The sequence below is a fragment of the Tardiphaga sp. 866_E4_N1_4 genome (genome assembly GCF_052076075.1).
Taxonomy (GTDB): domain Bacteria; phylum Pseudomonadota; class Alphaproteobacteria; order Rhizobiales; family Xanthobacteraceae; genus Tardiphaga; species Tardiphaga robiniae.
Map to the genome: position 1 here is coordinate 4,749,855 of NZ_CP197242.1, position 24,760 is coordinate 4,774,614.

Sequence of the window (24,760 nt, forward strand, 5' to 3'; positions counted from 1 at the left end):
CCACGCTATCCGCGAAGCCTCGGTGGTTGTTGCGACCGGCAACCTGTGACACGATCCAAGTCCTGTCTTCTTCGCCATGGACTCTTATGCCGCTTCGGAAGCATCCTTGGGAACAATTGTCGGATGAGCAGTTGCTCAATCAACGCTTTAGTACCTTGAGGGTGACGATCAAAGGCACTTGGCTCGAGGATTGTGTCGACACTCTGTATGAAGAGCTGAAGGATCGCGGTATTCGGCTTCGGCCGCATGTATGGATTTCGAGCGAGTGGTTCAGCCCGGCTGGCGTGCCTGGCGTCGCCATCCCGTTTTACCTCGCCCATCCCCGCCTCATGAAGCTCGAGAAGAGGATGATGTTTGAGGCCGAGGGCAGCACTCGGTCAGAGTGCATGGCCATTCTCCGTCACGAGACAGGCCATGCCGTGCAGCATGCCTACCAGTTGCAACGTCGCCGGCGCTGGCAGCAACTGTTCGGCCTGTCGTCCAAGCGCTACCCACTTTACTACCGGCCAAATCCGGCCAGCCGGCGTTACGTCCAGCACCTTCGACGCTGGTATGCGCAGAGCCACCCGGACGAGGATTTCGCGGAAACCTTTGCGGTGTGGCTGCGACCGCGGTCGAGCTGGCGAACCCGCTATGCCGATTGGCCGGCGCTGAAGAAGCTCGAATATGTCGACGAGCTGATGAGCGAGATCGCGGGCGAAAAGCCACTGATCACCACACGCGAGCGTGTTGACCCTCTGTCGAAGCTGAGCCAAACGCTGGGCGAGCATTATCAGACAAAGCAAGCGTTCTATGCTTTCACGCCGCCGAAAACCTACGATCGCGACCTCAACCGCCTTTTCTCAGCCGATCCGCGGCATCGCCGCGCGCAATCGGCGGCGTCTTTCATCAGGCGGCACCGCGCGCGGGTCAGGCAGATGGTCGCGCGATGGACAGGTGAAAACCAGCTCACGCTCGACGCCGTTTTGGACGACATGATTTCACGTTGCCGCGAGCTTGACCTGCGTGTGGTGGGATCCGAACAACAATTGCTGGTCAACTTCACCATTCTTCTGACGGCCAAGACCATGCACGCGTTGTTCGGTCCGTCCAGGCGCAAATGGATTGCGCTATGAGGCGGCTGCGCGTGCTCGTTCTCATGCATCCCGATTGCGTGCCGCCGGACTCAACCGATGGCTACAGCGCGCAGGAAATCAATCTATGGAAAACAGAATTTGACGTCGTCAGCACATTGCGTGCTGCAGGCCACGATGTTCGTCCGCTCGCGGTGCAGGAGGAAATCCGGCCGATACGCGATGAGGTGGAAAATTTTAAACCCCATGTCGTCTATACGTTGCTGGAGGAATTTCACTACACGACCACGTTTGATCAGCACATCGCAAGCCTTCTCGAGCTGATGCGGATTCCATATACGGGGTGCAACCCGCGCGGCCTGATCCTGGCGCGTGGCAAGGACCTGTCCAAAACGCTGGTGCAAAATCGCCGAATTGCGGTGCCGGCCTTTGGTGTGTTTCCGATGCACCGCAAGGTCAAACGCCCCGCGCGGCTCGCTCTGCCCTTGATCGTCAAGAGCCTCAGTGAAGATGGGTCCAATGGGATTTCGCAGGCGTCGATCGTTGATACCGACGAGAAACTTGGCGAGCGCGTCGCCTTTGTTCATGAGCGCCTGCAGACGGCCGCGATCGCCGAGCAGTATATTGAGGGCCGTGAGCTTTATGTGGGGGTGCTCGGCAACAACCGGCTGCGGGCCTTGCCGGTCTGGGAGCTCAAATTCGGCACTTTGGGTGGTCAAGGCGCGCGGCAGATCGCGACCGAAAAGGCCAAACACGATACCGACTATCAGGAGCGCGTCGGCATTGTGGATGGGCCGGCTGATGATCTGGCACCAGAAGTCACGGCTCGCATCCAACGGACTGCCAAACGCATCTACCGAACATTGGGGCTAGACGGCTATGCGCGCATCGACTTTCGTTTGTCTGCGGACGGCACGCCCTATTTCATTGAAGCCAACCCGAACCCTGAGATCGCGCAAAGCCAGGAATTTGCCAAGGCGGCGCTACATGACGGGATCGACTATCCGAGCTTGCTGCATCGCATTTTGGCCTTGGGGATCAGCCGGGCGAAAGCGGGGGCGTCGGTCGGCTGACGGGGCGGCCGACGTGGTCTGTCCGTCAGGGCCGCGGCCTAGCGGCGTCGCTCTGTCCGCGCGTCGCTCTTAAGTTGCCGTCGATTGGGCCAGTGGCCGAGTTTTTCCATAATATTGCTTATACGCGAATCTGACCCGCACGCGTGTCCGGCGTTAGGCCGCCTCGCTCGCCAGCGTCGAGGTCATGTCGGCAATCTTGCGAAATTCCCCCAATACTTCCGGCTGATGCTGCGCGAGATAGCGCGCGATGCGCTCATTGCCGATCAGCTTCCCGAGATAGCCCTTGGCGACGGTGAGATGCAGGTGGTCTTGACCATAGGTGTCCTGAATGGAGGAGGTCGCCTCCTGCAGGCGGGCAAGCTCGCGCTCCATCCGGGCGATCGCCTCGGCGGTCATGCCCTTTAATCGTTTCGGAGTCTGGGCATCGACAAGCTCGGACTGAGGCGTTGCAGTGAGAATGGCGGATGCGTAGCTGACGGCAAAATTATTGGCGTTGATCATCAGTTCCGACGCCTCGATCTGCCGCAGTGGGCGCATTTTGCGCAAGATATCGAACACGGCGAGCGGACAGAATTTGTCTTTCAGCAGTCCGGTGACTTCGCCGCAGATACCATCCAGCATCTGCATCTTCCGCGAGATGCTGCGGATCTTAATGTCGAGGGCACGGGCAATCTTGTCTTTGGGGACTTTGCGCTCGATCGCCTTGGCAATCATCCGCTGCTCTTGAATCGGCGACAGGCGATTAATGCGATTATTATAGGTGAACGCCTCGTCATCCCGGGAGATCAGGCATTCCACCTCAGCCACCCCGAGGTCGCGCAGAACCTCGACCCGAAGATGCCCATCCAGCAGCAGAAAGAGCTGCGGGCTGCGCGCGTCAGGAGTGACGACAGGCGGCTCGACCAATCCGATCTCACGAATCGACGCTGCAATCTGCTTATACTTGTGGCTCGTCTTGACTGTCTTTCCGATTGCTCTGACCGGCAAAATCGCCGTCAGGGGGATTGTCCTGCAGGTCGCATCAAATCCTTGAACGACGGCATCGATCGGACCGGGCTCTGAATAGGTACTCATGCGGCCGCCCCCGAGGTGAGGCGTTCCTGCAGGAACGCCGGCATCGAATCCAGGCGTTCGGCGCGAAGCAGGTTGGTAAAATTGCTGTCGTCGCGCAGCGAACGTATCGCCTCGACCACAAACAGCAGCCGCTGTTGGGTGACCTCGGCCTTTTTGATCAGCAGCTTCTGGCGGTCGGCTTCCTGCCGATAAACGCGCACGATGGCCTCGCTGGTCAAAGGGCGTTTCGGCTCGCGCCGCCCGTTGGAAATGTCGCGGATGTGCTTGCCGCGTCGTTGGCGTTGCTCGATCAAGCGGCGGACGGCAACAAGCTTGCGGCCGCGCAGTTTCTTCTCGGCATAGGCTTGGGTGAGTGCCTGCTGCACCTCGTCGTCGCTCGACTTCGAGATTTCGATCGCCATGTTGAGGGGCAGCAGGCCGTTTTCGACGGCCGCTAGCAGCCGCTCCTCGCCATTTTCCAGGAGCTTGGCGATCGCCGTCACATATTCCGAGGTCACACCAATCTTTGCGGCGATCTCCCGATCGGTATAGCCGCGGCCCCGCAGCGTACTGATATCCTCCAATAGATCGACGGCGCGATGCTGGCGCCGTGCACAGTTCTCAACGAGGCTCATCACCAGGCAGTCGGTTTCCGCCGCGTCGGTCACGATCGCCGGGATTTCGGACTGTCCGAGCTGAATGAAGGCCTCAATCCTTCCTTGCCCACATACCAGATCATAACGCGCGTTGTCCGAGTCGCTTTCACGCGGGCTTACGGTGATCGGGCGCTTGAGCCCGACATTGGCGATGCTGCGGACGATCTCTTGAAAATTGCGCCGGCTGCGGGCCCGCGGGTTCAGCAGTCGGATCTCAGCGATGGGAATGATCTTGATCGTCTTGCCGTTTTCGGTAGCTGCAGACTTGCTCATGCGGCATCCTCCAAAAAGTTGGTACGAGCTGCGATCGCGTAGAAGAAGTCGAGTGAATCGAAGCGGTAGGCGTCCAATGCCAACGGGTTGTCCTCCTGCAACCGCAAATGATTGGCGTTGAGGTCGATGCTCGGAAACAGATAGTAGTCATGCGGTACCTTATTGGCCGCATCCATGCGAAGGGCAACGACCACATCGGGAACCAGACCCGTATCGAATCTGAGCCGCCAGCGCAGGGCGCCCGCTTCTGTCTGGAAGGATCGCGCGATGATCAAGGATGCGGTGAACTCGTCATTGATTGTCAGTAACTCAGTCGCGGCATCAAACGCGACATCGGCGCCCGCCTCTCGCAAGCCGGCGGTGACGGTCGCGAGAACATCCGGATACGATCGCCGTAGGTTCCGATTAATTTCGATGTATCTGTAATCACGGTCCGGCTCATAGCCGATCAGTTCGTAAGCGCGGGTCAGGCTGCCAAATCGATATCGATAAGTGCTCGACGACGGCATATTCTCGCGCTCGTCGATCACGAGCCCGGATAGGGATCCCTCTTCCGTCAGTACTGATCTTAGGAGCGCCAGAAGCTCTTCGTCGGAAAAATAATGACTACGCTGGTCAATGATCGCCCGCGCCCGCTCAAATAGCGCGATATCGACGACAGCGGGAAAGGCCCCGTCGGCGCGGACCCATGTGTCTGGGTGATTGACGACGCGGCGTTGCTTCAGTTTGTACGAGACGCGGTTGAATACGTTGTTGCCGATGTATTTTTCGTTGGTGAGGATTTGGTGGATCGAGGCGCGGCTCCAAGCCGTCCCGCGCTCAGTGGTGCGGCCTTCATTATTGAGCAGCGTCGCAATCTCGCGCTCCGACATCGCAGCGTGGACGAAGAGCGAATAGACTCGATTGACTTGCTCAATTTCGTTTGGCGGACCAAGGGTCAGAACGACCCGATCTGTTTGAAGGCTCTTGCGATCCCCCGCGGCGAGCTCGCCCTTCGGGGCTCTGCTTTGGTCGAGGAGAAGTCTACGCAGACCGTAGCCGGCTGGGCCGCCTTGACGAAATCCGTATTCAACCAACCGGCACTGCCCAGCAAACACTTTAACAGAGAGTTCGCGACTATACTCTCCCGCCATCACCCGCTTTACATTTTTAAGCAGGATGGAGCCGATGCTGCCGTCGTTGTCGAATTGCTCCCCACAGTAGTGCACACGGATGCCGGCCCTGGAGCAGAGGTGCTCGTGATAGGCGCCCTCATCCGCATCCTGGAACCGTCCCCATCGGCTCACGTCGTAAACCAGAATAGCCTTGAACGCCGCCTGCTGGCTTTGCACTGCCCTCATCAAGCTTTGTAGACCGTCTCTGCCGTCAATTCGCAAGCCGCTCCGTCCAGAGTCCTCGTATACTTGAACAATCTCAAAACCACGCCGTTCAGCATAGCGACTGATCGTATCGAGTTGATTCTCCGTCGAGTAATCTTGGTGCTCTGTTGACATCCTCACGTACGCGGCTGCTGGACACAGCGTGTCCGCTGAGCTTGTGCTGACAACAGAGGCGCGGGTTCGCCTGATCAAGCGGGCACCTGTAGGATTATCTGCTGTGCCTTCCCCCGAGGACACCTGGCTTGCTGCAGCCAGATGGTAGCGAGAAGGGTGCGGAATGTCGTTTCCAATGATGGGTAAGTTCTTTCTCAGCGCTCCTGGCGAGGGCTTCCCTCCAAACGGGCGAACCTTTGCGCAAGAGATTGCTGCGGCTTTGAACAGAGCGTCTGTCGAAAGCGCCGTGCACGTTAAAGCGGTCGCGGGGTGGACGGGTGCCAACGAACGGACCGTCAAAAACTGGTTCGCGGGAACTTATGGTCCCAATGGGGAGCACCTTTTGACCTTGGCGCGCCATTGCGATCAGGTCCTGGACGCCATGATTGTCATGATGGGGCGGCGGGAGCTGCTGGTGGGTCACCGGGTCGCGGACATCGAGCGGCGGGTCAGGGATCTTGCCGACGCGCTTGGCGGGCTCAAAATAGAATAGGAGCCAGATCCGGATACGGCTGGACCGGCTTGGCGGGTCAGCCTCCGCCGCTCGTCGCCCCCATGAGAACAACCGCCGTATAGTCGAAGCTCTGACCTAACGGGAGGGCGTTCCAGGTTCTCACCGCGGGATACGCTCCGTCAACGACGGGGTGCGACCAGGTACGCGGGCTCTCGCGGAGAAGGTTTGAGTCCAGTTCTTCTCCCTCCAACAATGCCTGTTGCTCGACGCAGCGACGGGCAAAAAATGCGGTTGGCTGCAGCGTCAATCCGCGAACGGCAATTACACCGGAGCTAGACGGTCAACCATTCCGACAGTCGTCAACCTGGTCAACCCTGAATTTTGATCTGACAAACTGGGGAAATCCCGGACTGCGGTGGCCGCGCGGGGACCCCGGCCGGGGAAGGACCCGCTTCCTCTTCCTCGGTTCGCATGCCATCAGTACCGGCCTTCTCGACAGAGCCCGATTCAGGTCGGCGCGAGTCTTTCTTGTCCTTTGGTTGAGGATTGCCCGTCCGACCGATCTCGCCGAGCTGCTGCGAAGACTTCGCCCGGGCACCGATGCGTGACAGCTCGCCAAGCCGTTTCGCATCAGCGCATACGGCTCTAGATCTGCGCGCTCGCTAGCGCTCAGGTAGGACCAGAAGTTTGAAAGCGCCTCCAGCACGGTCCAACGGCGATTGGTCATCGATTCGGCAAATTCAACTTGCCTGCCGGTAAGGGTCATCTCGGTCCGACAGGTCCCTTGCATGTCACAGGTGCCGGGACCTGAGAAACCTCTGCAAATCAACGGGCCGTCCAGGCAGTCCTATCACTTCGATTATTCTAGAAGATTAGAGGAATAGGGCTTAGATCGACCCGGCCCGCTCTGCACCTTTAACATCCTCCCCCCTCTGACGGTCCTGAAAATGGTTGGACTGGTAGGACAGCCTGGACAGAGCCCCGTTATTCAAAGGGAACGTCATCATCGCATGCATCTGTGCTTGGCCAACCGACGGTCTGACCCGCGAGGCTTTCGAACGCTTTACGCGCTTCGGTAAGCCCCGGCAGGCTATAGTGATAGGCTCGTTGCGACGATCCATCCTGCGTGTTGCTGACTGGCCGAATCTTACGGGCACCAAGCCGGAGGATGCGCTCGCCAAACTGTGAGCTTGTCTGGCGTCGCCGCTCCCCGATCTGCGTCGACACCTTTAGATAGTCTTGGAACAACAATGACGTCGGAACCTGGACAAGCCATTCGGTGCTATCGGTCGTAGTCACGCCCTCCCACAAACGTCCGAACCAATAACTATCGACAGAATCCAGGGATCGTACCTTTTGATCGAGCAACGCTCGGGTTGTTGGGATTTTTCGCAAGTTCACGCTTTCGAGATCAAATCGCAGCAGGTCGTACAGCAACCGCCCACGTCCGCCTGCATCCAGCTCGGCCTGCATTTCGCGGAAGTATTCGTTATTTTGCGCGCAACGCGCATCAACGTCGAGGACGCAGAAACGACGTTCATTGAGCCCCGCAGGTACGACCCACCTCTCATTCGACGTCATGAGGCAGCGAACATAATTGGGCATTTGTATCGGCTCGACGCCCTTGGCTTCGATCAACTGCTTGTCAGACGTAATTAGGCCCTTCAATCGGCCCTCCGCGGCCTTGTCGCCGGCCCAGACGGCCTCATCAGCCTGGAGAAGCAGACAATTGGCCATGTGGCTGTTAAAATTGCCCGTGACGTAACGTACGTCGTCGACCTGCAGATAGTGGTTCAAGATGAGAGAGCCAAACACCTCGCCGAGCTTGCTCTTCCCGGTCCCCATCTGTCCTCGCAGGATAAGTGCAGTCCCAAGCTTCTCTCGGGGGCGCTGCATCATCTGCGCGAACCAGCCGAATACGTAGGCATAGAGGTCCGCGTCCGAATTGCAGATGTTGTTCAGGATGTGATCCTTAAAGACGGCGTAACTTCCGTTTTCCGACGCTTCGACCGAGAAACCTTTCCAGAGGTTCAGAAAGTTCGGTTTTCCACGCGCGCCATCGGGATTGGGGAAGAACTCGACTCCTTCGTACTGACGTCGGTCCCGATGGCTGAGCCACGCAGATCCCAAAGCAACTGATTTTAAGTTGCCGGCAGCATCAGGAATCTGGATCGTTTGATTGGCGTACCAAGCTCGATGCGCCTCCAGGGAGCGAATCTGGATCGCGCCTGAGGGATCTTCGTGGACCACGACGGCCTTGCTGCCCCACATGGTAAGTGCGTCGCGCTCGTTGACTGCTGCGATGGCGGGGGGAATGTCGTTGCTATCCACGCCCTCGATTAGCCTAGTGATGCGTTCATATGCCGAGTTCGGCTGTTTGGTCACGTGAGTGTCCATTGTGTTGGTCTCAAAATGTGAAAGGATTGCCAGCCGCGGCTTGCTTGAAGCGAGCTCGGTAGCACATCTGTTCTAAGGGGAGGCTACGCTGCAGTTGTGCGCAGTTGCTCAACGAATGCTGTGATCGATGTCGCGGGTATCCGCGTGCAACGACCAATCTTTATGGTCTCTAGCTGCCTAGTACGGATCAATTCGTAAACAGTGCTGCGGCCAACACGAAGCTCATCAGCAGCTTCGAGAACCGTCCTCAGCAACTTCGGTGCACTGTTGTGTTGCTTTTCGTCGCTCATCGTCCCTCGGTGTATTGTGTTTGTCGGCAGCATTTGCTGCTGATCGCCGAAGACAGTATTCCGGAATCGAATCTTGACTAGGGGGTGTGACAGAAAGCGACCTAAGCTATTGAGCGATAATAACTTGAGAAACGTCTGCACTGCATTCACGTGCCGATAACATATGCGAGCGCTGCATCAGGGAGCTGTCGCGAGAAATGGATGCGTTGCCGGCCAATCGCGGAAGTTTGATCGGAAGCCATACGCGGTGGCATCGGTGATCTTCATGCGCCGTAGCGCCATCGCGATACTTGATAGAGGCCGTCCTGCTGCCTGTGGGAAATACGAAATCACAATCAGGCCTCGGTGCATGGACCTTTGTCGAGCTTTCGATGTGCCTCGGTAAGCGACGCGCGGTGTTGCCCGCCTGCCTTCCTCAGGCACTGTCCAGACGTTTGTCGAAGTGCACCTCCGGCCATCGAACGCCGCAGTCTTCGCCGAATCGCGCGGCCGTCAGGATGCTTCAAAGCTAGCCCGGCGATGGACTCGCGCTTGTTTTCGACAACGTGCGGTCGAAATAACCACGCCAGCGCTGAAGTTTTTCTCGCTGGCGCACGCCTTTTGATTACGGGCGTCCAGAACGATCTAGGTTCGGCCCCGACTATTGGTTTGGCCGATTGAGCGAGCCTGTTGCGATGGTGTTGCGACGCGAGGCGCCCGAGTGAGTGATCGAGGCGTAACTCCATAAAATCACTGCAATTATTAGAAGTTGACAGAAGGTGCATCCAGCCCTTCATCCAGCGTGAGCGTTGGCGCAGCCACGCGCCGAACGCGATCGGTGCTTCCTCAAGCGTGACCGATGGAATGGTCACCGAGCGATAGCCCAGCCGCGCCAGGCGGATCCCGAGGTCGGCATCTTCCGTGACGTTATAGGCGTCCCAGCCGCCGATGCGGCGCAAGGTGTCCGTGCGGAAATGATTGGAGGTGCCGCCAAGCGGCAGTGGCATGCCCAATGCGACCAGCCCGGGCAGGAAGACCGCGAACAGCCCGGCATATTCGACTGCCGCCATGCGCGACAGCAGGCTGTGCGTCAGATTGTCGAAATGCAGCCCAGCCTGAACGCAGGCGACGTCGTCGTTGTGCTGGCGAAACATGCCGAGCGCGGCGCGCAATTGGCCGGGGTCGGGATCGTCTTCGGCATCGAACACGGTCAGAAAGCTGCCGCGCACGAAGGGAAGTGCAACATTCAGCGCCTTCGGCTTGGTTTTCGGACCCGTCGCCTGTGCGATCAGGACCTGAACCTGTGGCCCCGGCCGGGCTCTGGCAACGGCGGCGCGGGTCCGCAGATCGTCGGGCTCGAGCACCAGAATGATGTCGAGTTTTTCGGAGGGATAGTCGAGCCTTTGCAGGGATCGCAACAGACCCGGAACGGACGTTTCCTCGCGATAGAGCGCGACGACCACTGAGTAGATCGGCAGTTGATCGCCGCGCAGCGGCGGAAACCGTTGCTCCGGCTGCGGCGGCACCAGCACGCAAGTCAGCCTGAGAAGCGAAAAGGCGAGAAACCAGATCGCCGCCAGGCCGCCGATCAGATCCATCGCCAGCGTCGGATACAGAAGCGCGAGAACCGCGCATACCAGCAGCAGAATCGCTGGCTGCAATCCTCTGCGCCAACCGATGATCGACTTGGCCGACATGGCAGGTCGCGTCCGCAGCAGGCCTTCGGCGGCGATATCCGAAAGCGCGTCGCCGGTCTGCTCGGTCAGATATTGATGCAGGTGACGCCGCGTGGTCAGCCGAATGCGCGCGATCAGCGATGGATATGTGGTGGAGAAACGCATCAGCCGCCGTGCCGTAAAGGCGCGCGGCGTGACGATCCAGTTGAGTGTGTCATCCTCCTGGAGGGGCAGGATGCCGAACTCTGCGATCCCCGGAAGATCGGCATCCGCCAGGGGGCAGTGAGCGCGCCCGACTGTCGAGAGATCGTCGAAGCCGATGCCAAGGTGGCGGGCCAGATGCGCGACATACGTCTCCTCGCTGATCACGCCCCATTGGATCAGGACCTGATCGGCGCCCAGATTGAGCTCGCGGCTCCGTCGCTCCGCGGCGTGCAGAAGCGGGACCGGGAGTATGCCACGCAGGCAGTCGAGCTCGCTGGCCGGATCTTTGCCGCGGTCTGACCCGACGCCTGGGTCCGGCATGGGGAAGGAGGACGTCCTGCCGATGGGTGCGGAAGGCGGGCGTATTGCAGCGGCCGGCTGGCGCGAAACGCGCGGCCGATGACCCCGGGAAGATTGCTGCACCCCCATGCAACGCCCTCACACCACAAACGCTACTCGCGTCTCGCGCCGGATGGTCTATAAGACCGCGATCCGGAAGCACTCTATGCAACCACAGATGGTTAATTCCCGCAACCAAATACCGCTGATGAAGTGTCGCGCAACTGCGCTGACCCTTGGCGCTTTGCTGGCCGCATGGATGTCGCTGTTTTCGGCCGCACCGGCTTTGGCGCAGACGTCGGCTCCGGCTGTGAGCCAGCCCGGTCCGCAGGCCGTGCCGGGCTTCTGGGATCCGCGTCGCCGTCCGGACCGGCCGGACCTGTCGCGCATCACCGTGATCCGCTTCCTGACCGAGACCGACTACCCGCCGTTCAACTTTACCGGCCCCGACGGCAATCCGGCGGGCTTCAACGTCGATCTCGCACGCCTTCTCTGCGAGGAGATCAAGGTCACTTGCACCGTACAGATGCGCCGCTTCGAGACGTTGCTCGATGCCATTTCCAGCAACCGGGGCGACGCGATCATCGCCTCCATGGCGGTGACGCCGCAGATTCGCGCCCGCGTCGATTTCACCGATCCCTATTACCGTGCGCCGGCGCGCTTCGTGGCTCGCAGGAATGCGGTGATGCCGGAGATCCGCCCGGAATATCTCGAGGGCAAGAAGGTCGGCGTGATCGCGGGCTCGACCCATGAAGCCTATCTGAAGGCGATGTTCACCGATGCGGTGCTGGTGCCTTTTCCAAGCGACGATGCGCTACGCCAGGCGCTGAAACGCAGCGAGGTCGATTTCATCTTCGGCGATGCGATCTCGTTCGCCTTCTGGATCAATGGCAGCGATTCCGCCGATTGTTGCGCCTTCAGCGGCGGCCCCTTCATCGAAAGCCGCTTTTTCGGTGAGGGCATCGGCATCGCCGTCCGCAAAGGCAACGACACGCTGCGCCAGGCGCTGAACTGGGCCCTGTTCCGGGTCTGGGAGAAAGGCCGCTACACCGATTTGTGGCTGCGTTATTTCTCGGTCAGCCCTTTCTGAATTTTCTCATCCCGCGGTTTGGCATTTCGGTGCGGAGCCGCTAGGTTCCGCGGCCCGGAGGCCCAAAATACGATGTCCACGCTAGACCCCACCATGAGCCCGAGCGAGTTGCGCGCGCTCGCCGAGACTTCCAACGCCTGGCCGTTTGAGCAGGCGAAGGCGCTGGTGGCACGTCTGAAAAAAACGCCGAAAGATGAAGTGCTGTTCGAGACCGGCTACGGCCCGTCGGGCCTGCCGCATATCGGCACCTTCGGCGAAGTCGCGCGCACCACCATGGTGCGCCACGCCTTCCGCGTACTCACCGAGGACAAGATCAAGACCCGGCTGATTGCCTTCTCGGACGACATGGACGGCCTGCGCAAGGTGCCGGACAATGTGCCGAACAAGGACATGCTGGCATCGCATCTCGGCAAGCCGCTGACGCGGGTGCCGGATCCGTTCTCGAACGAATATCCCTCCTTCGGCGCGGCCAACAATGCACGGCTGCGCGTCTTTCTGGATCAGTTCGGCTTCGACTACGAATTCGCCTCGTCGACTGACTACTACACATCCGGCCGGTTCGATGCGACGCTGCTGAAGATGCTCGCAGTCTATGACAAGGTCATGGACATCATCCTGCCGACCCTCGGCCCGGATCGTCGCGCGACCTATTCGCCGTTCCTTCCCATTAGCAAGACCACTGGCGTCGTGTTGCAAGTGCCGATGATTCGCCGCGACGTTGCCGCCGGCACCATCACCTATGTCGATCCTGACACTAACGAAGAAGTCACGACGCCGGTCACCGGCGGCAATGTGAAGTGCCAGTGGAAGGCCGACTGGGCGATGCGCTGGGCGGCGCTCGGCATCGACTATGAAATGGCCGGCAAGGATCTCATCGACTCTGTGAAGCTGTCGGGCAAGATCTGCGCGGCGCTCGGCGGGACACCGCCGGAAGGTTTCAACTATGAGCTCTTCCTCGACGACAAGGGCGGCAAGATCTCGAAGTCGAAGGGCAACGGCCTGACCATCGACGAATGGCTGCGCTATGCCTCGCCGGAATCGCTGTCACTGTTCATGTATCGCGAGCCGAAGGCGGCCAAGCGGCTGTTCTTCGACGTCATCCCGCGCAATGTCGACGAATATCAGCAGTTCGTCGAAGGTTACGCCAGGCAGGACGGCAAGCAGCGGCTGTCCAATCCGGCCTGGCACATCCATGCCGGCGATCCGCCGGTGGCGGATATGCCGGTCACGTTCCAACTGCTGCTGACGCTGGTGTCGTCGTCGAATGCCGAGAATGCCGAAACCCTGTGGGGCTTCATTCGGCGTTATCGGCCGGGCGTCTCCGCGGCGACGCATCCGCGGCTCGACGCGATGGTCGGCTATGCCATCAACTACTATCGGGACTTTGTGGCGCCGACCAAGACGTTCCGCGAGCCCACTGATGTCGAGCGCGTGGCGCTGCAGGATCTGCGCGATGCACTGTCGCAACTGCCGGCGGAGGCCACGCCGGAAGACATCCAGAACGCGGTCTATGAGATCGGCCGCCGCGAGCCGTTCCTTGATCACAAGAAGCTCGCCAAGGATGGCCGGCCCGGCGTCTCGCTCGACTGGTTCAACATGCTGTACCAGGTGCTGCTCGGCCAGGAGAAGGGTCCGCGCTTCGGGTCCTTCGTCGCGGTCTATGGCGTGCAGAATGCGATCAATATGATCGACGGCGCGCTGGCGCGCTCGGCCTGAGGCTCACGCCCTGCGAAACGTCAAAGGCGCGCTTCCTGACGGAGCGCGCCTTTTTCTTGATGCCTATTTCGGCGCTGCTGTCGGTGCCGCCGACGTGACAGGCTCCGGCATTGCCGACGAGTGGTGGTGTGCGATCAGCCATTTCTTGTCGCGGTAGACATAGACATAGCTGTAGCGGGCCTTGACGATTTGCGTATCGCTGGGGGACTTGCCGGACAGCGTGAAGGTGTAGGTGCCGACGTCGGATGCCATGTTGCAGCCGATCTTGACGGTGCGCGTGTCGATCTTGCCTTGCGGGTGCTTCTTCAGAAAATCCACGAAGTAGTTCTGGATCGACGCGCTGTCGGTGCGCGGCGTGTTCGACACCGTCGGCAGCAGCACCGCGTCCGAGGCGTAATTGGCGGTGACCTTGGCGGGGTTGAGCGTTGCGAGCGAGGCATTCCAGCGGTCGAATAGCGCTTCGATCTGCTTTGTCGTGACGACCGCGCAGGTCATGGGCTTCGCATGTGCGAGAGAACCTGCGCTAACGAGGGCCAGCGCGATCGCGCCGGCAACGATTGTTCTGGTTTTCATGGCGCCACCGAAGGTTGCGAGTTTCGGATAGGGAACTCGCATAGATCATTCGGTGGCCGGACGCCAGTCCAGAGTGTGTTCGGTTACTGGCTCGCCCAAACGATGCGCGCGATCCAGGCGATGTCGGCGGCCGGAAAGCTGCGGTCGACATGGTTCGGATTGAGCGACTGCAGCTCGATGATCTTCGTGGTTCGGCGCTTCAATTCCTTCGCCATCACCTCGCCGTCCTTGGTCTTGACCACGACGCGGTCGCCCTTGCGGATCTGCGCTTCCGGCGAGACGACGATGATGTCGCCGTCGCGATAAGCGGGCTTCATCGAGTCGCCGGAGATCTTCAGCGCATAAGCGTGCTCGTCATTCACCGACGGCAGGCCCACTTCGTCCCAGCCCTTGCTGCCGGCGGGAAAACCCGCGTCGTCGAAGTAGCCGCCATGGCCGGCCTGTGCGAAGCCGAGCAGCGGCACCGACTGCACGATGCGCTTGGTACCTTCGATCAGCGTGACGAAGCTGTCGATGGTCACGCCGGTTGCGGTCAGCGCCTTCGAGACCGACTCCGTCGACGGCCAGCGTTCGCGGCCGTCGTTGGTGATGCGCTTGGATTTGTTGAAGGTCGTGGCGTCGAGCCCCGCCTTCTTCGCAAGGCCGGAGGGTGACATGCCGTTGCGCTCTGCGAGGCGGTCGAGGGCGTTCCAGATCTGGGCGTGCGAGAGCATCATCGGTTTCGGTCCCTTGGCCCGGATTTCTGCGGGGCGGTGAATCGTGGCGAAATCTAGGAATTATTGCCGTGAATGCACGGATTTCGCAACAGGCATTTGAAAAAAATGTGCAGCCTTGAAGTGGAGGGGGGGCGCCGATACGGTCGACTGTCGGCTCCAGCCATCGAATCCCGCGACTGGGCGTCCACACCACATCGAAAACAGCTGATTCAACCAAATTGGAAGTCTGGGCGGTTGCGCACCATCTATAAAATCTGTCCGGCCTCGAGCTGGCGCGAGGCTGAGCGCCAGGGCACCTATCGCGGCAGCGCCGACGATGCCCGGGACGGCTTCATCCACTTCTCGACCGCGGCACAGCTCCCCGAGACGCTCCGGAAGTATTATTTCGGCCAGACCGGCCTGTTTCTGGTCGCTGTGGACGCAGACGCACTCGGCGATGCCCTGCGCTGGGAGCCATCCCGCGGCGGCGATCTGTTCCCGCATCTCTACGGCGAACTCGATCTCGGCGCCGTCACGGCCGTCATGGATCTGCGTGCGCGCTCCGACGGCAACCACGACATTCCGGAGCTCAAATCGTGATCCGCGCTTTCGATGCCTTTTCCCTGCCGATGCTGCGTATGCTCGACGCCGAAGACGCGCACCGCCTCGCGATCCGCGGGTTGCGCATGCTGCCTTACGCCCGCCCGCGGCCGGACGATCCGAAACTCGCGGTCCGTGCATTCGGTCTGAACTTCCCCAATCCGGTGGGGATCGCTGCCGGCTTCGACAAGAATGCCGAGGTGCCGGACGCGCTGCTCCGTCTCGGCTTCGGTTTTGCCGAGATCGGGTCAGTGACGCCGAAGCCACAATCCGGCAACCCACGCCCGCGCATCTTTCGGCTGGAGCGTGACGAAGCGGTCATCAACCGGCTTGGCTTCAACAATGACGGTGCGGAGGTCGTGCTGCGTCGGCTGGCTGCACGTGCGCAGAATGGCGGTATTGTCGGCGTCAATGTCGGCGCCAACAAGGATTCGCCCGATCGCACGCAGGATTATGTGCGGCTGATCGAGACCTTTGCGCCGGTGGCGAGCTATTTCACCGTCAACGTGTCATCGCCGAACACGCCGGGCCTGCGCAATCTGCAGCAGGCCGCCGAACTCGACGATCTGCTGGCGCGGGTGATCGATGCGCGTGAGCGCGTTCGCAAGAATGCGGGAGATTCTCCGGTGTTGCTGAAGATCGCGCCCGATCTCAGCCTCGCCGACCTCGACGATGTCGTCCATGTCGCGCGCTCGCGCGGCGTTGATGGCATGATCGTCGCGAACACCACGATCGGCCGTCCCTCGACCTTGCGCGAACAGGTACGCTCGAAAGAGCAGGGCGGATTGTCAGGGCGGCCCTTGTTCAGGCTGTCCACCCGCATGGTGGCGGAGACCTTCGTACGTGTCGAAGGTGCATTTCCGCTGATCGGCGCCGGCGGCATCGACAGCGGCGGTGCGGCGCTCACCAAGATTCGCGCGGGTGCGAGCCTGATCCAGCTCTATTCGGCGCTGGTCTATAAAGGCGTCGGCCTTGTCGACAGCATCAAGGCTGATCTTTCCTCGACGCTGCTGCGCACCGGCCGCGAATCGCTGTCGGAAATCGTCGGCGCCGATGCGGCGACGATCACAGCGGAAGACTGGCCGGCGTAAGCCAGGCCTGCTGCGGAAACGACTGTCGCAGCAGGGCTGGATGACGCAGCGCCTGCAACGCGCCGCGCGACAGCATGAACACCAGAAACGCGAGCCATAGTCCGGTATTGCCAAGGCTGGCCAGTGCGAACCATGCGGCGATGTAAATCGCTAACGCCAGCAGCATCAGGTTGCGCATGTCGCGCGCCCACGATGCGCCGATATAGATGCCGTCATAGGGGTAAGCGAGGACGCCACAGGCGGGCGCCAGCGCTGCCAGCAGCATGTAATTCCGCGCAGCGAGCCGAACTTCGGGGCTGGTGGTGATGAAATCGATCAGCGCGCCGCCGAACAGCACGAATAGCAACGTGACAGCGATGCCGAATGCCGTGCTCCAGATCAGGACGAGCTTTACGGCCCGGGAAAACTGCTTGCGGTCGCGAGCGCCGGTGCCCTGACCGCAGAGTTGCTCGGCGGCGGTGGCGATGCCGTCGAGGAAGAACGAGCCGATCATGACGAAGTTGTTGAGCACTGCATTGGCAGCCAGGGTCAGGTCGCCTGCACGGGCGCCCTGCGCCGTGAAGAAGAGAAATGCAGCAATCAGTGCTGCCGTACGGATCATGATGTCGCGATTGACTGCGAACAACCGTAGTAGCCGGATGCGGTCGAACAGGATCGCGCGCGGCACATCGATGCGACCGCCAAGGATTTTCCACATGGCGATGAGGCCGGCGAGAAAGCCCGCGGTTTCCGCGATCACCGTGGCCAGTGCTGCGCCGCTGACGCCAAAGTCGAATTGCAGGACCAGCAGGGAGGTGAGTGCCATGTTGGCGAGATTGATGCCGACCTGCAGTGCCAGAGCGATCCCGGTGCGCGCCTGGCCGACTAGCCAGCCGAGAATGACATAGTTGCCGAGCATCAGCGGCGCGGACCAGAGTCGGATGAAGAAATACTGGCGTGCGGCGGATGTGACGGCGTCGCTGCCGCCCATGATGCTGAACACCAGCGCCGCCAGCGGTGTCCGTAAGATAATCAGCGTCAGCCCGATCGCCGCTCCGAGCATCAACGCGCGCAGCAGGATAGCGCGCACCTCGATCCGGTCACCGGCGCCAAGCGCCTGTGCGGTGAAGGCAACCGTCGCCATGCGCAGAAATCCGAACAGCCAGAAAATGCAGTCGAATGCCACGGAGGCCAAAGCCACACCGCCGAGCAGGTGCGGGTCGCAAGCCTGCCGATTGCCGCGGTCGAGACGATGCCGATCAGAGGCGTCGTCAGATTGGCCAGCATGGCCGGGCCGGCAATGGCAAAGACGCGCCTGTTGGTGACGGACAATCCCGACGACATCAATGCAGCCTGAAGCGGATGATGCGCGTCTCAGCGGCCGCGGGGGGCGCTGAACAGCCGCATGATCAGCCAGATCGGCACGACGATCACGGCGCCGAGCAGAAAGTAGCGCCAGAGGCCATTGATGGCATCGAAGCCGAGGTCATAGACCCACTGGAACAGGCGGCGGATGCTGGTGACGATGTTCCACGGATCGAAGCCGATGGCGGCGAGAACGACGCCGACCAGGATCGACAGCAGGATCAGCCGGCCGAGTACCGCCAGCGGCGAACCGCCGAGGAAGCGCGCCAGGCCGTCATTGTTGGCCGGCAAGTCCCGGGTCTCATTTGGCTGCATCATGGTCTCCTGCGCGCAAATCGCGCGCTGATCATAGGTGGTCCCACGCAAATGGGGAACCCGGCTCGTTCGTCAAGTATGGACCGTCAAGGCGTCGCAGGCTCGGGCGGCGCAATTGTGGTCTCCGCCTTCAGCATGCGCTCCAGCGTCTCCAGCCGGTCGGCCTCACGTGGCGGCTTGTCCCAGCGCAGCCGGCTGATGCGGGGAAACCGCATTGCGACACCCGACTTGTGCCGGGGCGAGCGCGCCAGCCCTTCAAAGGCAACTTCCAGCACCAGCCCCTTGTCAGGTTCGTGGGTGACGTGGCGGACCGGGCCGAACTTCTCGGTGGTATTGCGGCGAACGAAGCGGTCGATTTGCAGCAGTTCCTCGTCGGTGAAGCCGAAATAGGCCTTGCCGACCGGCACCAGCTGGTCGCCGCTCTCGCCGGCGGTCCAGACGCCGAAGGTGTAATCCGAATAATAGGACGAGCGCTTGCCGTGGCCGCGTTGCGCATACATCAGCACGGCGTCGATGATGTGCGGGTCGCGCTTCCATTTCCACCACTGGCCTTTCGGTCGTCCCGGGAGATAGGCGGAATCGCGCCGCTTCAGCATCACGCCTTCGACGGCATCGGCATCTTCGCCGGCTCCGGCACTGACAGGATCGGCACGCGCGGCGGTGAGGACATCCCATGTTGCGAACGGGATCTGGTCGGACAGATCGATCCTGTCGTCGTCGAGCTCTGCGATGAACGTCTCAAGCCTGGCACGGCGCTGCTCGAAAGGCAGCTCCCGCAAATCTGTCTCGCCATCGCTGAGCAAATCATAGGCGCGCAGATGAATGGGATATTCCTTCATCAGCTTCGGCGTCACGCTCTTCCGGTTGAGCCGTTGTTGCAGCACGTTGAATGACTGCACGCGACCTTCGCGCAGCACCAGCAACTCGCCATCGATCGCGCCGGGCAGCCGCAGCGATGGCGTCAGGTCCGGAAAGCTTCCGGTGATGTCCTCGCCGGCGCGCGAATAGAGCCGCGTGACGATCCTGTCGTCATCGCCTTTGCCGCTGACCGCCTGAATCCGGATGCCATCCCATTTCCACTCCGCGACGAAATCGGACGCGTCGAGATTGGCGAAGTCGGAATCTTCAATGGCATGTGCCAGCATCACCGGGCGGAACGGCGCCGGATCGCGATTGACCGGCTTCTCCGCGCGACCTTCGAGCCAGGCGAACAATTCGCCATAGGGCGACGCAAGGCCGGGCCAGACCAGCTCGACGTCATGCGGATCCTTGTCGCCGAGCGCCGCGGCGGCGGTCTTGGCCAGCCGCGCCGAAACGCCAATCCGCATCGCGCCGGTGACGAGCTTCAGCAGTGCCCAGCGCCCGGTCTCGTCGAGTTCATCGAGCCAGCGGGTGAGTTGTGCGGGCAATTCGGCCTTGCCGAGCGTGCGGAGTGTAGTGACGACTTCGGTGAGTGTCGGTGGTGGCGGGTTGTTGTGTGCGGTCTCGGGTGATTTGGGCCACATCAGCGCGACGGTTTCCGAGAGATCGCCGACATAGTCATAGGAGAGCTCGAACAGCACCGGATCAGCGCGCGCCGCGATCAGGTCGCGGATCAAGCCGGCCTTCGCATGTTTGAACGAAAGCGCGCCGGTCAGCGCTGCCAGCGCATAGCCGCGATCGGGATCGGGCACTTCGCGGAAATAACCTGTTATCAGCCGCAACTTGTTGTTGCGGCCTGGCTCGTAAGCCAGACGATCAAGAAATTCAGCGAATCGATTCATGCTAATGCGGGGCTAGGTCTGAATGTCAAAAGAACAAGCTGCTACCGGACAAAAAGTTTCCTGGTCTACTATTTTCAGTACCGTCGCCACAGGACTGCTGCTCGCGGCATTCAACTATGTGATTGGCACAGCGGCGAACTATTTTTTTAGCGAAAGGGCTGACATCTACATGGTAGAGCGCCCAACGCTCCCCGATTCAAAATATCAAAAACTTCTAGTAGTAGATAATTTTTCTTCAAGCATCTTGAACGACGTTCAGCTCTCGGTGGCAGCTGACAGAGTTGAGATCGTAGCGCCTGTGAATTTTGAGAAATTTGAGCAAACCAGTTTAGGTCCGAGGACGGTCCTAATCAAAATATCCGGCGTTCTTCCAAATAGACAGGCGTCGGTTTTGCTGCAAAGTGACGTTCAACTGTCAGACGAAAGCGCGCGCGTCGTTAAAGGGCCCAGCGGCGCCCGATACAAATCGAAAGATAGGATATCGGAGTCTTGGCTTGATTGGTCCCAATTTCTCAATGCATTCATCCAGTTTGCAATCTACGTTGCGGGAATGATGTACTTCGAGCGGAGGATAAGTGCTGTTCGCACACATTCCGACGAAGTGATAGAGCGCTTTGATACCCAAAAGACTGAAGCAGAAGAGATGCGCTTGGCTTTACAGAAGCTCAAAGATCAAGTGCTGCGATTTAGACTGACAAAAATTCGCCAAGTAATGAGCCTGACAAGAGAAAACAGGCTTTGGCATAACGTGGCGGTCGGCATTTTGGAGGAGGTAAGCAAGGATAAAGATTCTGCCAGGAAGCTATTGAGTATTATTCTGCGGAAAGCTGGAATAAAACCACGAAAAGATTGGGAGGACTTTGAAGACGAAGAACTCATAGAATTGGTGCAAGATGCGGAAGCTGAGCTTTCTGGCCTGCCGAAGGTTTAGGTTCTGAGCCTTAATTCTTCCTCTTCCTCCTCATCACCATAGCCGACCAGCGCAAGAGGCCGTGCGGTCAGGCCTTGGCTCTGGCACCAATGCACCAGCGCGTCTTCCTGGCCATGAGTCACCCAGATTTCGCCGGCGCCTGTCGCACCGATTGTTGCGATCAAGCCGTCCCAATCGGCGTGATCCGAAATCACCAGCGGCAGTTCGACGCCGCGTTGCCGCGCACGGGCGCGCACGCGCATCCAGCCGGACGCAAAGGCGGTGACTGGATCGGGAAAGCGCCGCGTCCACACATCCGACGTGGCCGATGGCGGCGCCAGCGTGATGGTGCCGGCGAGATCCGCTTTCCTGACGCCCTTCACCGGCCGCAAGTCGCCAAGATCGATGCCACGGCTCTGATAATAGTGTGTGATCTTCTCCATCGCGCCGTGCAGATAGATCGGTGCATCGTAGCCGGCCTCACGGATCAGCTTGATGACCCGCTGCGCCTTTCCCAGCGAATAGGCGCCGACCAGATGCGCACGCTCCGGAAACAGCGCGACCGAGGCCAGCAGCTTCTTCACTTCGTCGGCGGCATTGCCATGACGAAACACCGGCAGACCGAACGTGGCTTCGGTGATGAAGACGTCGCAGGGCACCACCTCGAACGGCGTGCAGGTCGGATCATGGGCGTTCTTGTAGTCGCCGGACGCGACGATGCAGATATCCTTGCAGGTCACGGCCATCTGCGCCGATCCCAGCACATGGCCGGCGGGATGGCAGGAGACCGTGACGTCGCCGAGCCTGACCGTCTCGCCATAGGAAATGGCCTGCGTGCTGCCGGCGAAATTGTCGCCATAGCGCAGTCGCATCATGTCGAGCGTTTCCTGCGTCGCCAGCACATGGCCGTGACCCGGTCGCGCGTGATCCGAATGCCCGTGGGTAATGACCGCGCGATCCACCGGTCTGACCGGATCGATATGGAAGCCGCCCGGTTTGCAGCAAAGGCCGGCGGGAACCGGGATAAGGATGTCTTGCGGACGCATCTCGGTTATATAGGTCCGCCTTGGGTTGGTTCGAGTCATCCTGCGAACGCCCCGCCCTCCGATCGGTTCCCACCATGCCCGCGCGCTTGTTCATGTCATCCGGCGATATGAACGCCGACCGGCGTTTCGACTATGCGCGCGACCTGCAGGTGCAGGGCGATCTGGTGGCGGCCGCCGATCTGTTCGAGCAGGCCACTGATCTGGCGCCGGGCTTTGCCACCGCATGGTTCGTGCTCGGGGAGGTCCGGGAGCAACTGGGTGACACCGCCGCCGCCATCGCCGCGTTTCGCCGCGCGCAGGCCAGCGATCCCGGTGATCGCAACGGTGCTGGTCTGCGGTTGATGCGGCTCGGCGCTCACGATCTCTCGGCCATGCCGGCGACCTATGTGACGGCGCTGTTCGATCAATACGCGCCCAAGTTCGACGCCGCGCTGGTCGATACGCTCGGTTATCGCGGACCAGCGGTCCTGTTGGGCGCCGTGCGTGCCGCGTGCGCTGCGACGGATAGGGCGATGCTCTTCCCCCGCGCCATCGATCTCGGTTGCGGCACGGGGCTGGCGGCCGGCGCTTTTGCCGCCTGCACCGGCGCCATTATCGGCATCGACCTGTCGTCGCGCATGATCGAGCGCGCTCATGCCACCGGGCTTTACGCCGAGCTTGAAGTGGCCGAGATCGTCGAGGGTTTGTGCCGCCGGTCAGATAGCAGTGTCGAGCTGGTCATCGCAGCCGACGTGCTGATCTATCTGCACGACCTTGCGCCGGTTTTGCGAGAAGCTACGCGCGTGCTGGTTCCAGACGGGCTGCTCGCCTTCACGGCCGAGACCCATGACGGCGACGGTGTCGCTCTCGGCGCGGGCTTGCGTTATGCGCAGAGCGAAGATCATCTCCGTGACCTGATCGCAGCGGCCGGCCTGGCGCTCATTCATCTTGAACACGTTTCGTCTCGCACGGAACGCGGCGTTGCTGCGCCAGGACTGGTGGCCGTCGCGATCAAGCGTCGGCTTTAACGCCGTCGGGGTCCGCAAGGGCAAGTTTGCTGGCGCAATCCCGAATCGAAGCGAAAAGACGGTCGCTTCGTTGCAAGGGCTCCTTGCAATGACGGCCGGGCAATAACGTCTGTGAGCGCCAGGCGTCATACCAATAAAAACCCCGGCCGCGAGGCCGGGGTTTTGCGTTTCAGCGATGTCACCAGGATCAGTACTTCGCAACGACCGGGCTGTTGAAGTGATAGTTCAGCCCGGTGCGGAAGATGTGCTCGGTGACGTTGGTCGTGATGGTCGTGGTGTTGATCAGGTTCGAGGTCGAACCAAGGTCGACATAGAGATATTCCGTCTTCGAGGTCCAGTTCGGGCCGAACAGGCCGAGCAGGGTGAAAGGCGTCTCGATGCCGGCGCCCGCGGTCCAGCCGCTCCGGGTGGTCGAAGCATTGAGCTGCACGACGCCGTCTTCGCTGGCCTTGGTCTTCACGCCGCCATAGGCGTAACCGCCGGTAGCGTAGAACAGCGTCGAACCGACCGAGTAGCCGAGACGGCCGCGTACGGTGCCAAACCAGGGCAGCTTGGCGTCGAACGGGACGTCGCCCAGGCCAATGGCCGTCTTGTTGTCGCGCTGGCTGGAGGCCTGGATGTCGGTTTCCAGACCGTAGACCCAGTTCGCCATCTGCCAGTTGTAACCCAGCTGTACGCCGCCATTGATGCCATCGGGAGCGAGGTTGAAAGCATCGTAGGAAGGTAGGTCACCAAGGCCGTCACCGGCTTTGGAGACCGAGGTGCGGTCGCGTCCGATGCCCGAGCCGACATTGCCGCCGAGATACCAGCCGGTCCAGTTCGCTGCGGGCGCTGGCACATAGGTGCTGTTGTTGCCGCCAATGCGATAGTTCAGGCCGACGCGAAACAGATTCTCGCGCAGTTCAGTGGTGGTGGTCTGCGGAAACGTGCCGAGCACCATCACCTGATCGGTCTTGTTGCCGAGGTTGAGATGGAGGTACTCGATCTTGCCGGTCCAGTTGCCGCCGAGAGATGCCTCGACGCCGCTGCCAACGGTCCAGCCGCCCTGGACGCGGCTCGTAGCCAGGGCAGGAAAGCCCAGGGAGGTGGTGGTGGTGGTGACGTTGCCATAGGCATAGCCACCGGTCACATAGCTGAGCACCGGACCCGTTGCCAGACCGACGCGGCCGCGCACCGTGCCGAACCAGTCGATTTTCTGGCTGTAGGTGTCCTGCGGCGCCAGCGGAAAGGCGCCGTTGTTCAGCAACGGATAGCTGTCCTTCAACTCGCCGCCCTGGATGTCCGCTTCGACGCCGTAGACCAGCGGGCCGAACATGGAGCCGGTCTGCCAGTTGTAGCCGATCTGGCCGCCGCCGAATCCGCCAGCGGGCTGCAGATAGGTCGAGGTGGCTGAGCCGGGAGTGATGGGGTCGTTGTTTTGCAGCCGATCCCGGCCGACGCCGTAGCCCGCGTTCACGCCCATGTAGAAGCCGGTCCAGTCATAAACCGCTGTTACCGGCACCTTGTAGTAGGGGGCCTTCACGGCCATGTCGGCGGCTTGCGCACCGGCGGTCAGTGAGAGCAGTGCCGCGGCGGTGAGGCGAAGGGTTTTCATGATGGGATCCAGTTCAG

At 60.8% G+C, this 24,760-nt stretch carries 21 protein-coding genes and 1 pseudogene; 9 read left to right on the forward strand and 13 right to left on the reverse strand.

What is annotated here, in order from left to right; translation table 11 throughout:
* Positions 1-131: 131 nt before the first annotated feature.
* Together AB8B20_RS22945 and AB8B20_RS22950 are read left to right on the forward strand one after the other, a co-directional pair.
* A complete protein-coding gene (locus AB8B20_RS22945) occupies positions 132-1,115 on the forward strand; it encodes a putative zinc-binding metallopeptidase (protein WP_439073466.1) in 984 nt (327 codons plus the stop codon).
* Positions 1,112-2,146, forward strand: a complete 1,035-nt coding sequence (locus tag AB8B20_RS22950) for a D-alanine--D-alanine ligase family protein (protein WP_439073465.1) — start codon at positions 1,112-1,114, stop codon at positions 2,144-2,146. Before AB8B20_RS22945 ends, AB8B20_RS22950 begins: the two co-directional genes overlap by 4 nt.
* 153 nt (positions 2,147-2,299) lie before the next feature.
* Here the strand turns inward: AB8B20_RS22950 and AB8B20_RS22955 are convergent, their stop codons facing one another.
* Genes AB8B20_RS22955 through AB8B20_RS22965 form a run of 3 tightly spaced genes read right to left on the reverse strand, consistent with a single transcriptional unit; the run spans position 2,300 to position 5,744 of the window.
* Positions 2,300-3,220 carry a plasmid partitioning protein RepB C-terminal domain-containing protein gene (locus tag AB8B20_RS22955; protein WP_439073464.1) on the reverse strand — a complete coding sequence of 307 codons (921 nt, stop codon included), beginning with the start codon at positions 3,218-3,220 and terminating at the stop codon, positions 2,300-2,302.
* Complete coding sequence (locus AB8B20_RS22960) at positions 3,217-4,128, reverse strand: plasmid partitioning protein RepB C-terminal domain-containing protein (protein WP_439073463.1); 912 nt, start codon at positions 4,126-4,128, stop codon at positions 3,217-3,219. The genes AB8B20_RS22955 and AB8B20_RS22960 overlap by 4 nt, the downstream gene beginning before the upstream one ends.
* A complete protein-coding gene (locus AB8B20_RS22965; protein WP_439073462.1) occupies positions 4,125-5,744 on the reverse strand; it encodes a recombinase family protein in 1,620 nt (539 codons plus the stop codon). The genes AB8B20_RS22960 and AB8B20_RS22965 overlap by 4 nt, the downstream gene beginning before the upstream one ends.
* 40 nt (positions 5,745-5,784) lie before the next feature.
* Here AB8B20_RS22965 and AB8B20_RS22970 point away from each other — a divergent pair, with 40 nt between their 5' ends.
* Entirely contained in the window at positions 5,785-6,153 is a 369-nt protein-coding gene (locus tag AB8B20_RS22970; RefSeq protein WP_439073461.1) for a hypothetical protein, read from the forward strand.
* A 945-nt stretch (positions 6,154-7,098) separates the two neighbouring features.
* Here the strand turns inward: AB8B20_RS22970 and AB8B20_RS22975 are convergent.
* The 3 genes from AB8B20_RS22975 to AB8B20_RS22985 all read right to left on the reverse strand — a co-directional run bounded on the left by AB8B20_RS22975 (position 7,099) and on the right by AB8B20_RS22985 (position 11,089).
* The gene (locus AB8B20_RS22975; protein ID WP_439073460.1) at positions 7,099-8,499 is read right to left on the reverse strand and encodes a primase-helicase family protein; all 1,401 of its coding nucleotides are present in this window, start codon (positions 8,497-8,499) and stop codon (positions 7,099-7,101) included.
* Between the two features lie 95 nt (positions 8,500-8,594).
* Positions 8,595-8,834, reverse strand: coding sequence for a helix-turn-helix domain-containing protein (locus tag AB8B20_RS22980; protein ID WP_441253343.1), 240 nt, complete (start codon positions 8,832-8,834; stop codon positions 8,595-8,597).
* A 302-nt stretch (positions 8,835-9,136) separates the two neighbouring features.
* Positions 9,137-11,089, reverse strand: a complete 1,953-nt coding sequence (locus tag AB8B20_RS22985) for a glycosyltransferase (RefSeq protein ID WP_439073458.1) — start codon at positions 11,087-11,089, stop codon at positions 9,137-9,139.
* Between the two features lie 118 nt (positions 11,090-11,207).
* Between AB8B20_RS22985 and AB8B20_RS22990 the strand changes: the two genes are divergently transcribed.
* On the forward strand, positions 11,208-12,089 hold the full coding sequence (locus tag AB8B20_RS22990) for a transporter substrate-binding domain-containing protein (RefSeq protein ID WP_439073457.1): 882 nt from the start codon (positions 11,208-11,210) through the stop codon (positions 12,087-12,089).
* Positions 12,090-12,161: 72 nt separating this feature from the next.
* The gene (locus AB8B20_RS22995) at positions 12,162-13,805 is read left to right on the forward strand and encodes a lysine--tRNA ligase (protein ID WP_439073456.1); all 1,644 of its coding nucleotides are present in this window, start codon (positions 12,162-12,164) and stop codon (positions 13,803-13,805) included.
* Between the two features lie 63 nt (positions 13,806-13,868).
* On the opposite strand, the gene AB8B20_RS23000 is transcribed toward AB8B20_RS22995, so the two are convergent.
* Positions 13,869-14,378 carry an SgcJ/EcaC family oxidoreductase gene (locus AB8B20_RS23000; protein ID WP_439073455.1) on the reverse strand — a complete coding sequence of 170 codons (510 nt, stop codon included), beginning with the start codon at positions 14,376-14,378 and terminating at the stop codon, positions 13,869-13,871.
* 83 nt (positions 14,379-14,461) lie between these two features.
* Positions 14,462-15,091, reverse strand: a complete 630-nt coding sequence (locus AB8B20_RS23005) for a S24 family peptidase (RefSeq protein WP_089266927.1) — start codon at positions 15,089-15,091, stop codon at positions 14,462-14,464.
* A gap of 237 nt (positions 15,092-15,328) precedes the next feature.
* Between AB8B20_RS23005 and AB8B20_RS23010 the strand changes: the two genes are divergently transcribed.
* Complete coding sequence (locus tag AB8B20_RS23010; protein ID WP_439056926.1) at positions 15,329-15,673, forward strand: DUF952 domain-containing protein; 345 nt, start codon at positions 15,329-15,331, stop codon at positions 15,671-15,673.
* Positions 15,670-16,764, forward strand: a complete 1,095-nt coding sequence (locus AB8B20_RS23015; protein WP_439073454.1) for a quinone-dependent dihydroorotate dehydrogenase — start codon at positions 15,670-15,672, stop codon at positions 16,762-16,764. Before AB8B20_RS23010 ends, AB8B20_RS23015 begins: the two co-directional genes overlap by 4 nt.
* Here AB8B20_RS23015 and AB8B20_RS23020 read toward each other — a convergent pair.
* The 3 genes and pseudogenes from AB8B20_RS23020 to AB8B20_RS23030 all read right to left on the reverse strand — a co-directional run bounded on the left by AB8B20_RS23020 (position 16,739) and on the right by AB8B20_RS23030 (position 20,186).
* Positions 16,739-18,087: pseudogene (locus AB8B20_RS23020) on the reverse strand (MATE family efflux transporter). The gene AB8B20_RS23015 and the pseudogene AB8B20_RS23020 sit on opposite strands and share 26 nt — an antisense overlap.
* Before the next feature lie 30 nt (positions 18,088-18,117).
* Entirely contained in the window at positions 18,118-18,423 is a 306-nt protein-coding gene (locus AB8B20_RS23025; protein ID WP_068737958.1) for a DUF6460 domain-containing protein, read from the reverse strand.
* An 86-nt stretch (positions 18,424-18,509) separates the two neighbouring features.
* Positions 18,510-20,186 (reverse strand): ATP-dependent DNA ligase, encoded by a 1,677-nt coding sequence (locus tag AB8B20_RS23030; RefSeq protein ID WP_439073453.1) that lies wholly within the window; start codon positions 20,184-20,186, stop codon positions 18,510-18,512.
* 22 nt (positions 20,187-20,208) lie between these two features.
* Between AB8B20_RS23030 and AB8B20_RS23035 the strand changes: the two genes are divergently transcribed.
* Positions 20,209-21,117: a hypothetical protein gene (locus AB8B20_RS23035; RefSeq protein ID WP_439073452.1), complete on the forward strand. Its 909-nt coding sequence runs from the start codon at positions 20,209-20,211 to the stop codon at positions 21,115-21,117.
* On the opposite strand, the gene AB8B20_RS23040 is transcribed toward AB8B20_RS23035, so the two are convergent.
* Positions 21,114-22,142 (reverse strand): ligase-associated DNA damage response exonuclease, encoded by a 1,029-nt coding sequence (locus AB8B20_RS23040; RefSeq protein ID WP_439073451.1) that lies wholly within the window; start codon positions 22,140-22,142, stop codon positions 21,114-21,116. The two genes, AB8B20_RS23035 and AB8B20_RS23040, sit on opposite strands and share 4 nt — an antisense overlap.
* A 74-nt stretch (positions 22,143-22,216) precedes the next feature.
* Here AB8B20_RS23040 and AB8B20_RS23045 point away from each other — a divergent pair, with 74 nt between their 5' ends.
* On the forward strand, positions 22,217-23,149 hold the full coding sequence (locus AB8B20_RS23045; RefSeq protein ID WP_439073450.1) for a methyltransferase domain-containing protein: 933 nt from the start codon (positions 22,217-22,219) through the stop codon (positions 23,147-23,149).
* Positions 23,150-23,336: 187 nt separating this feature from the next.
* On the opposite strand, the gene AB8B20_RS23050 is transcribed toward AB8B20_RS23045, so the two are convergent.
* A complete protein-coding gene (locus tag AB8B20_RS23050) occupies positions 23,337-24,743 on the reverse strand; it encodes an outer membrane protein (protein WP_439073449.1) in 1,407 nt (468 codons plus the stop codon).
* Positions 24,744-24,760: the final 17 nt, after the last annotated feature.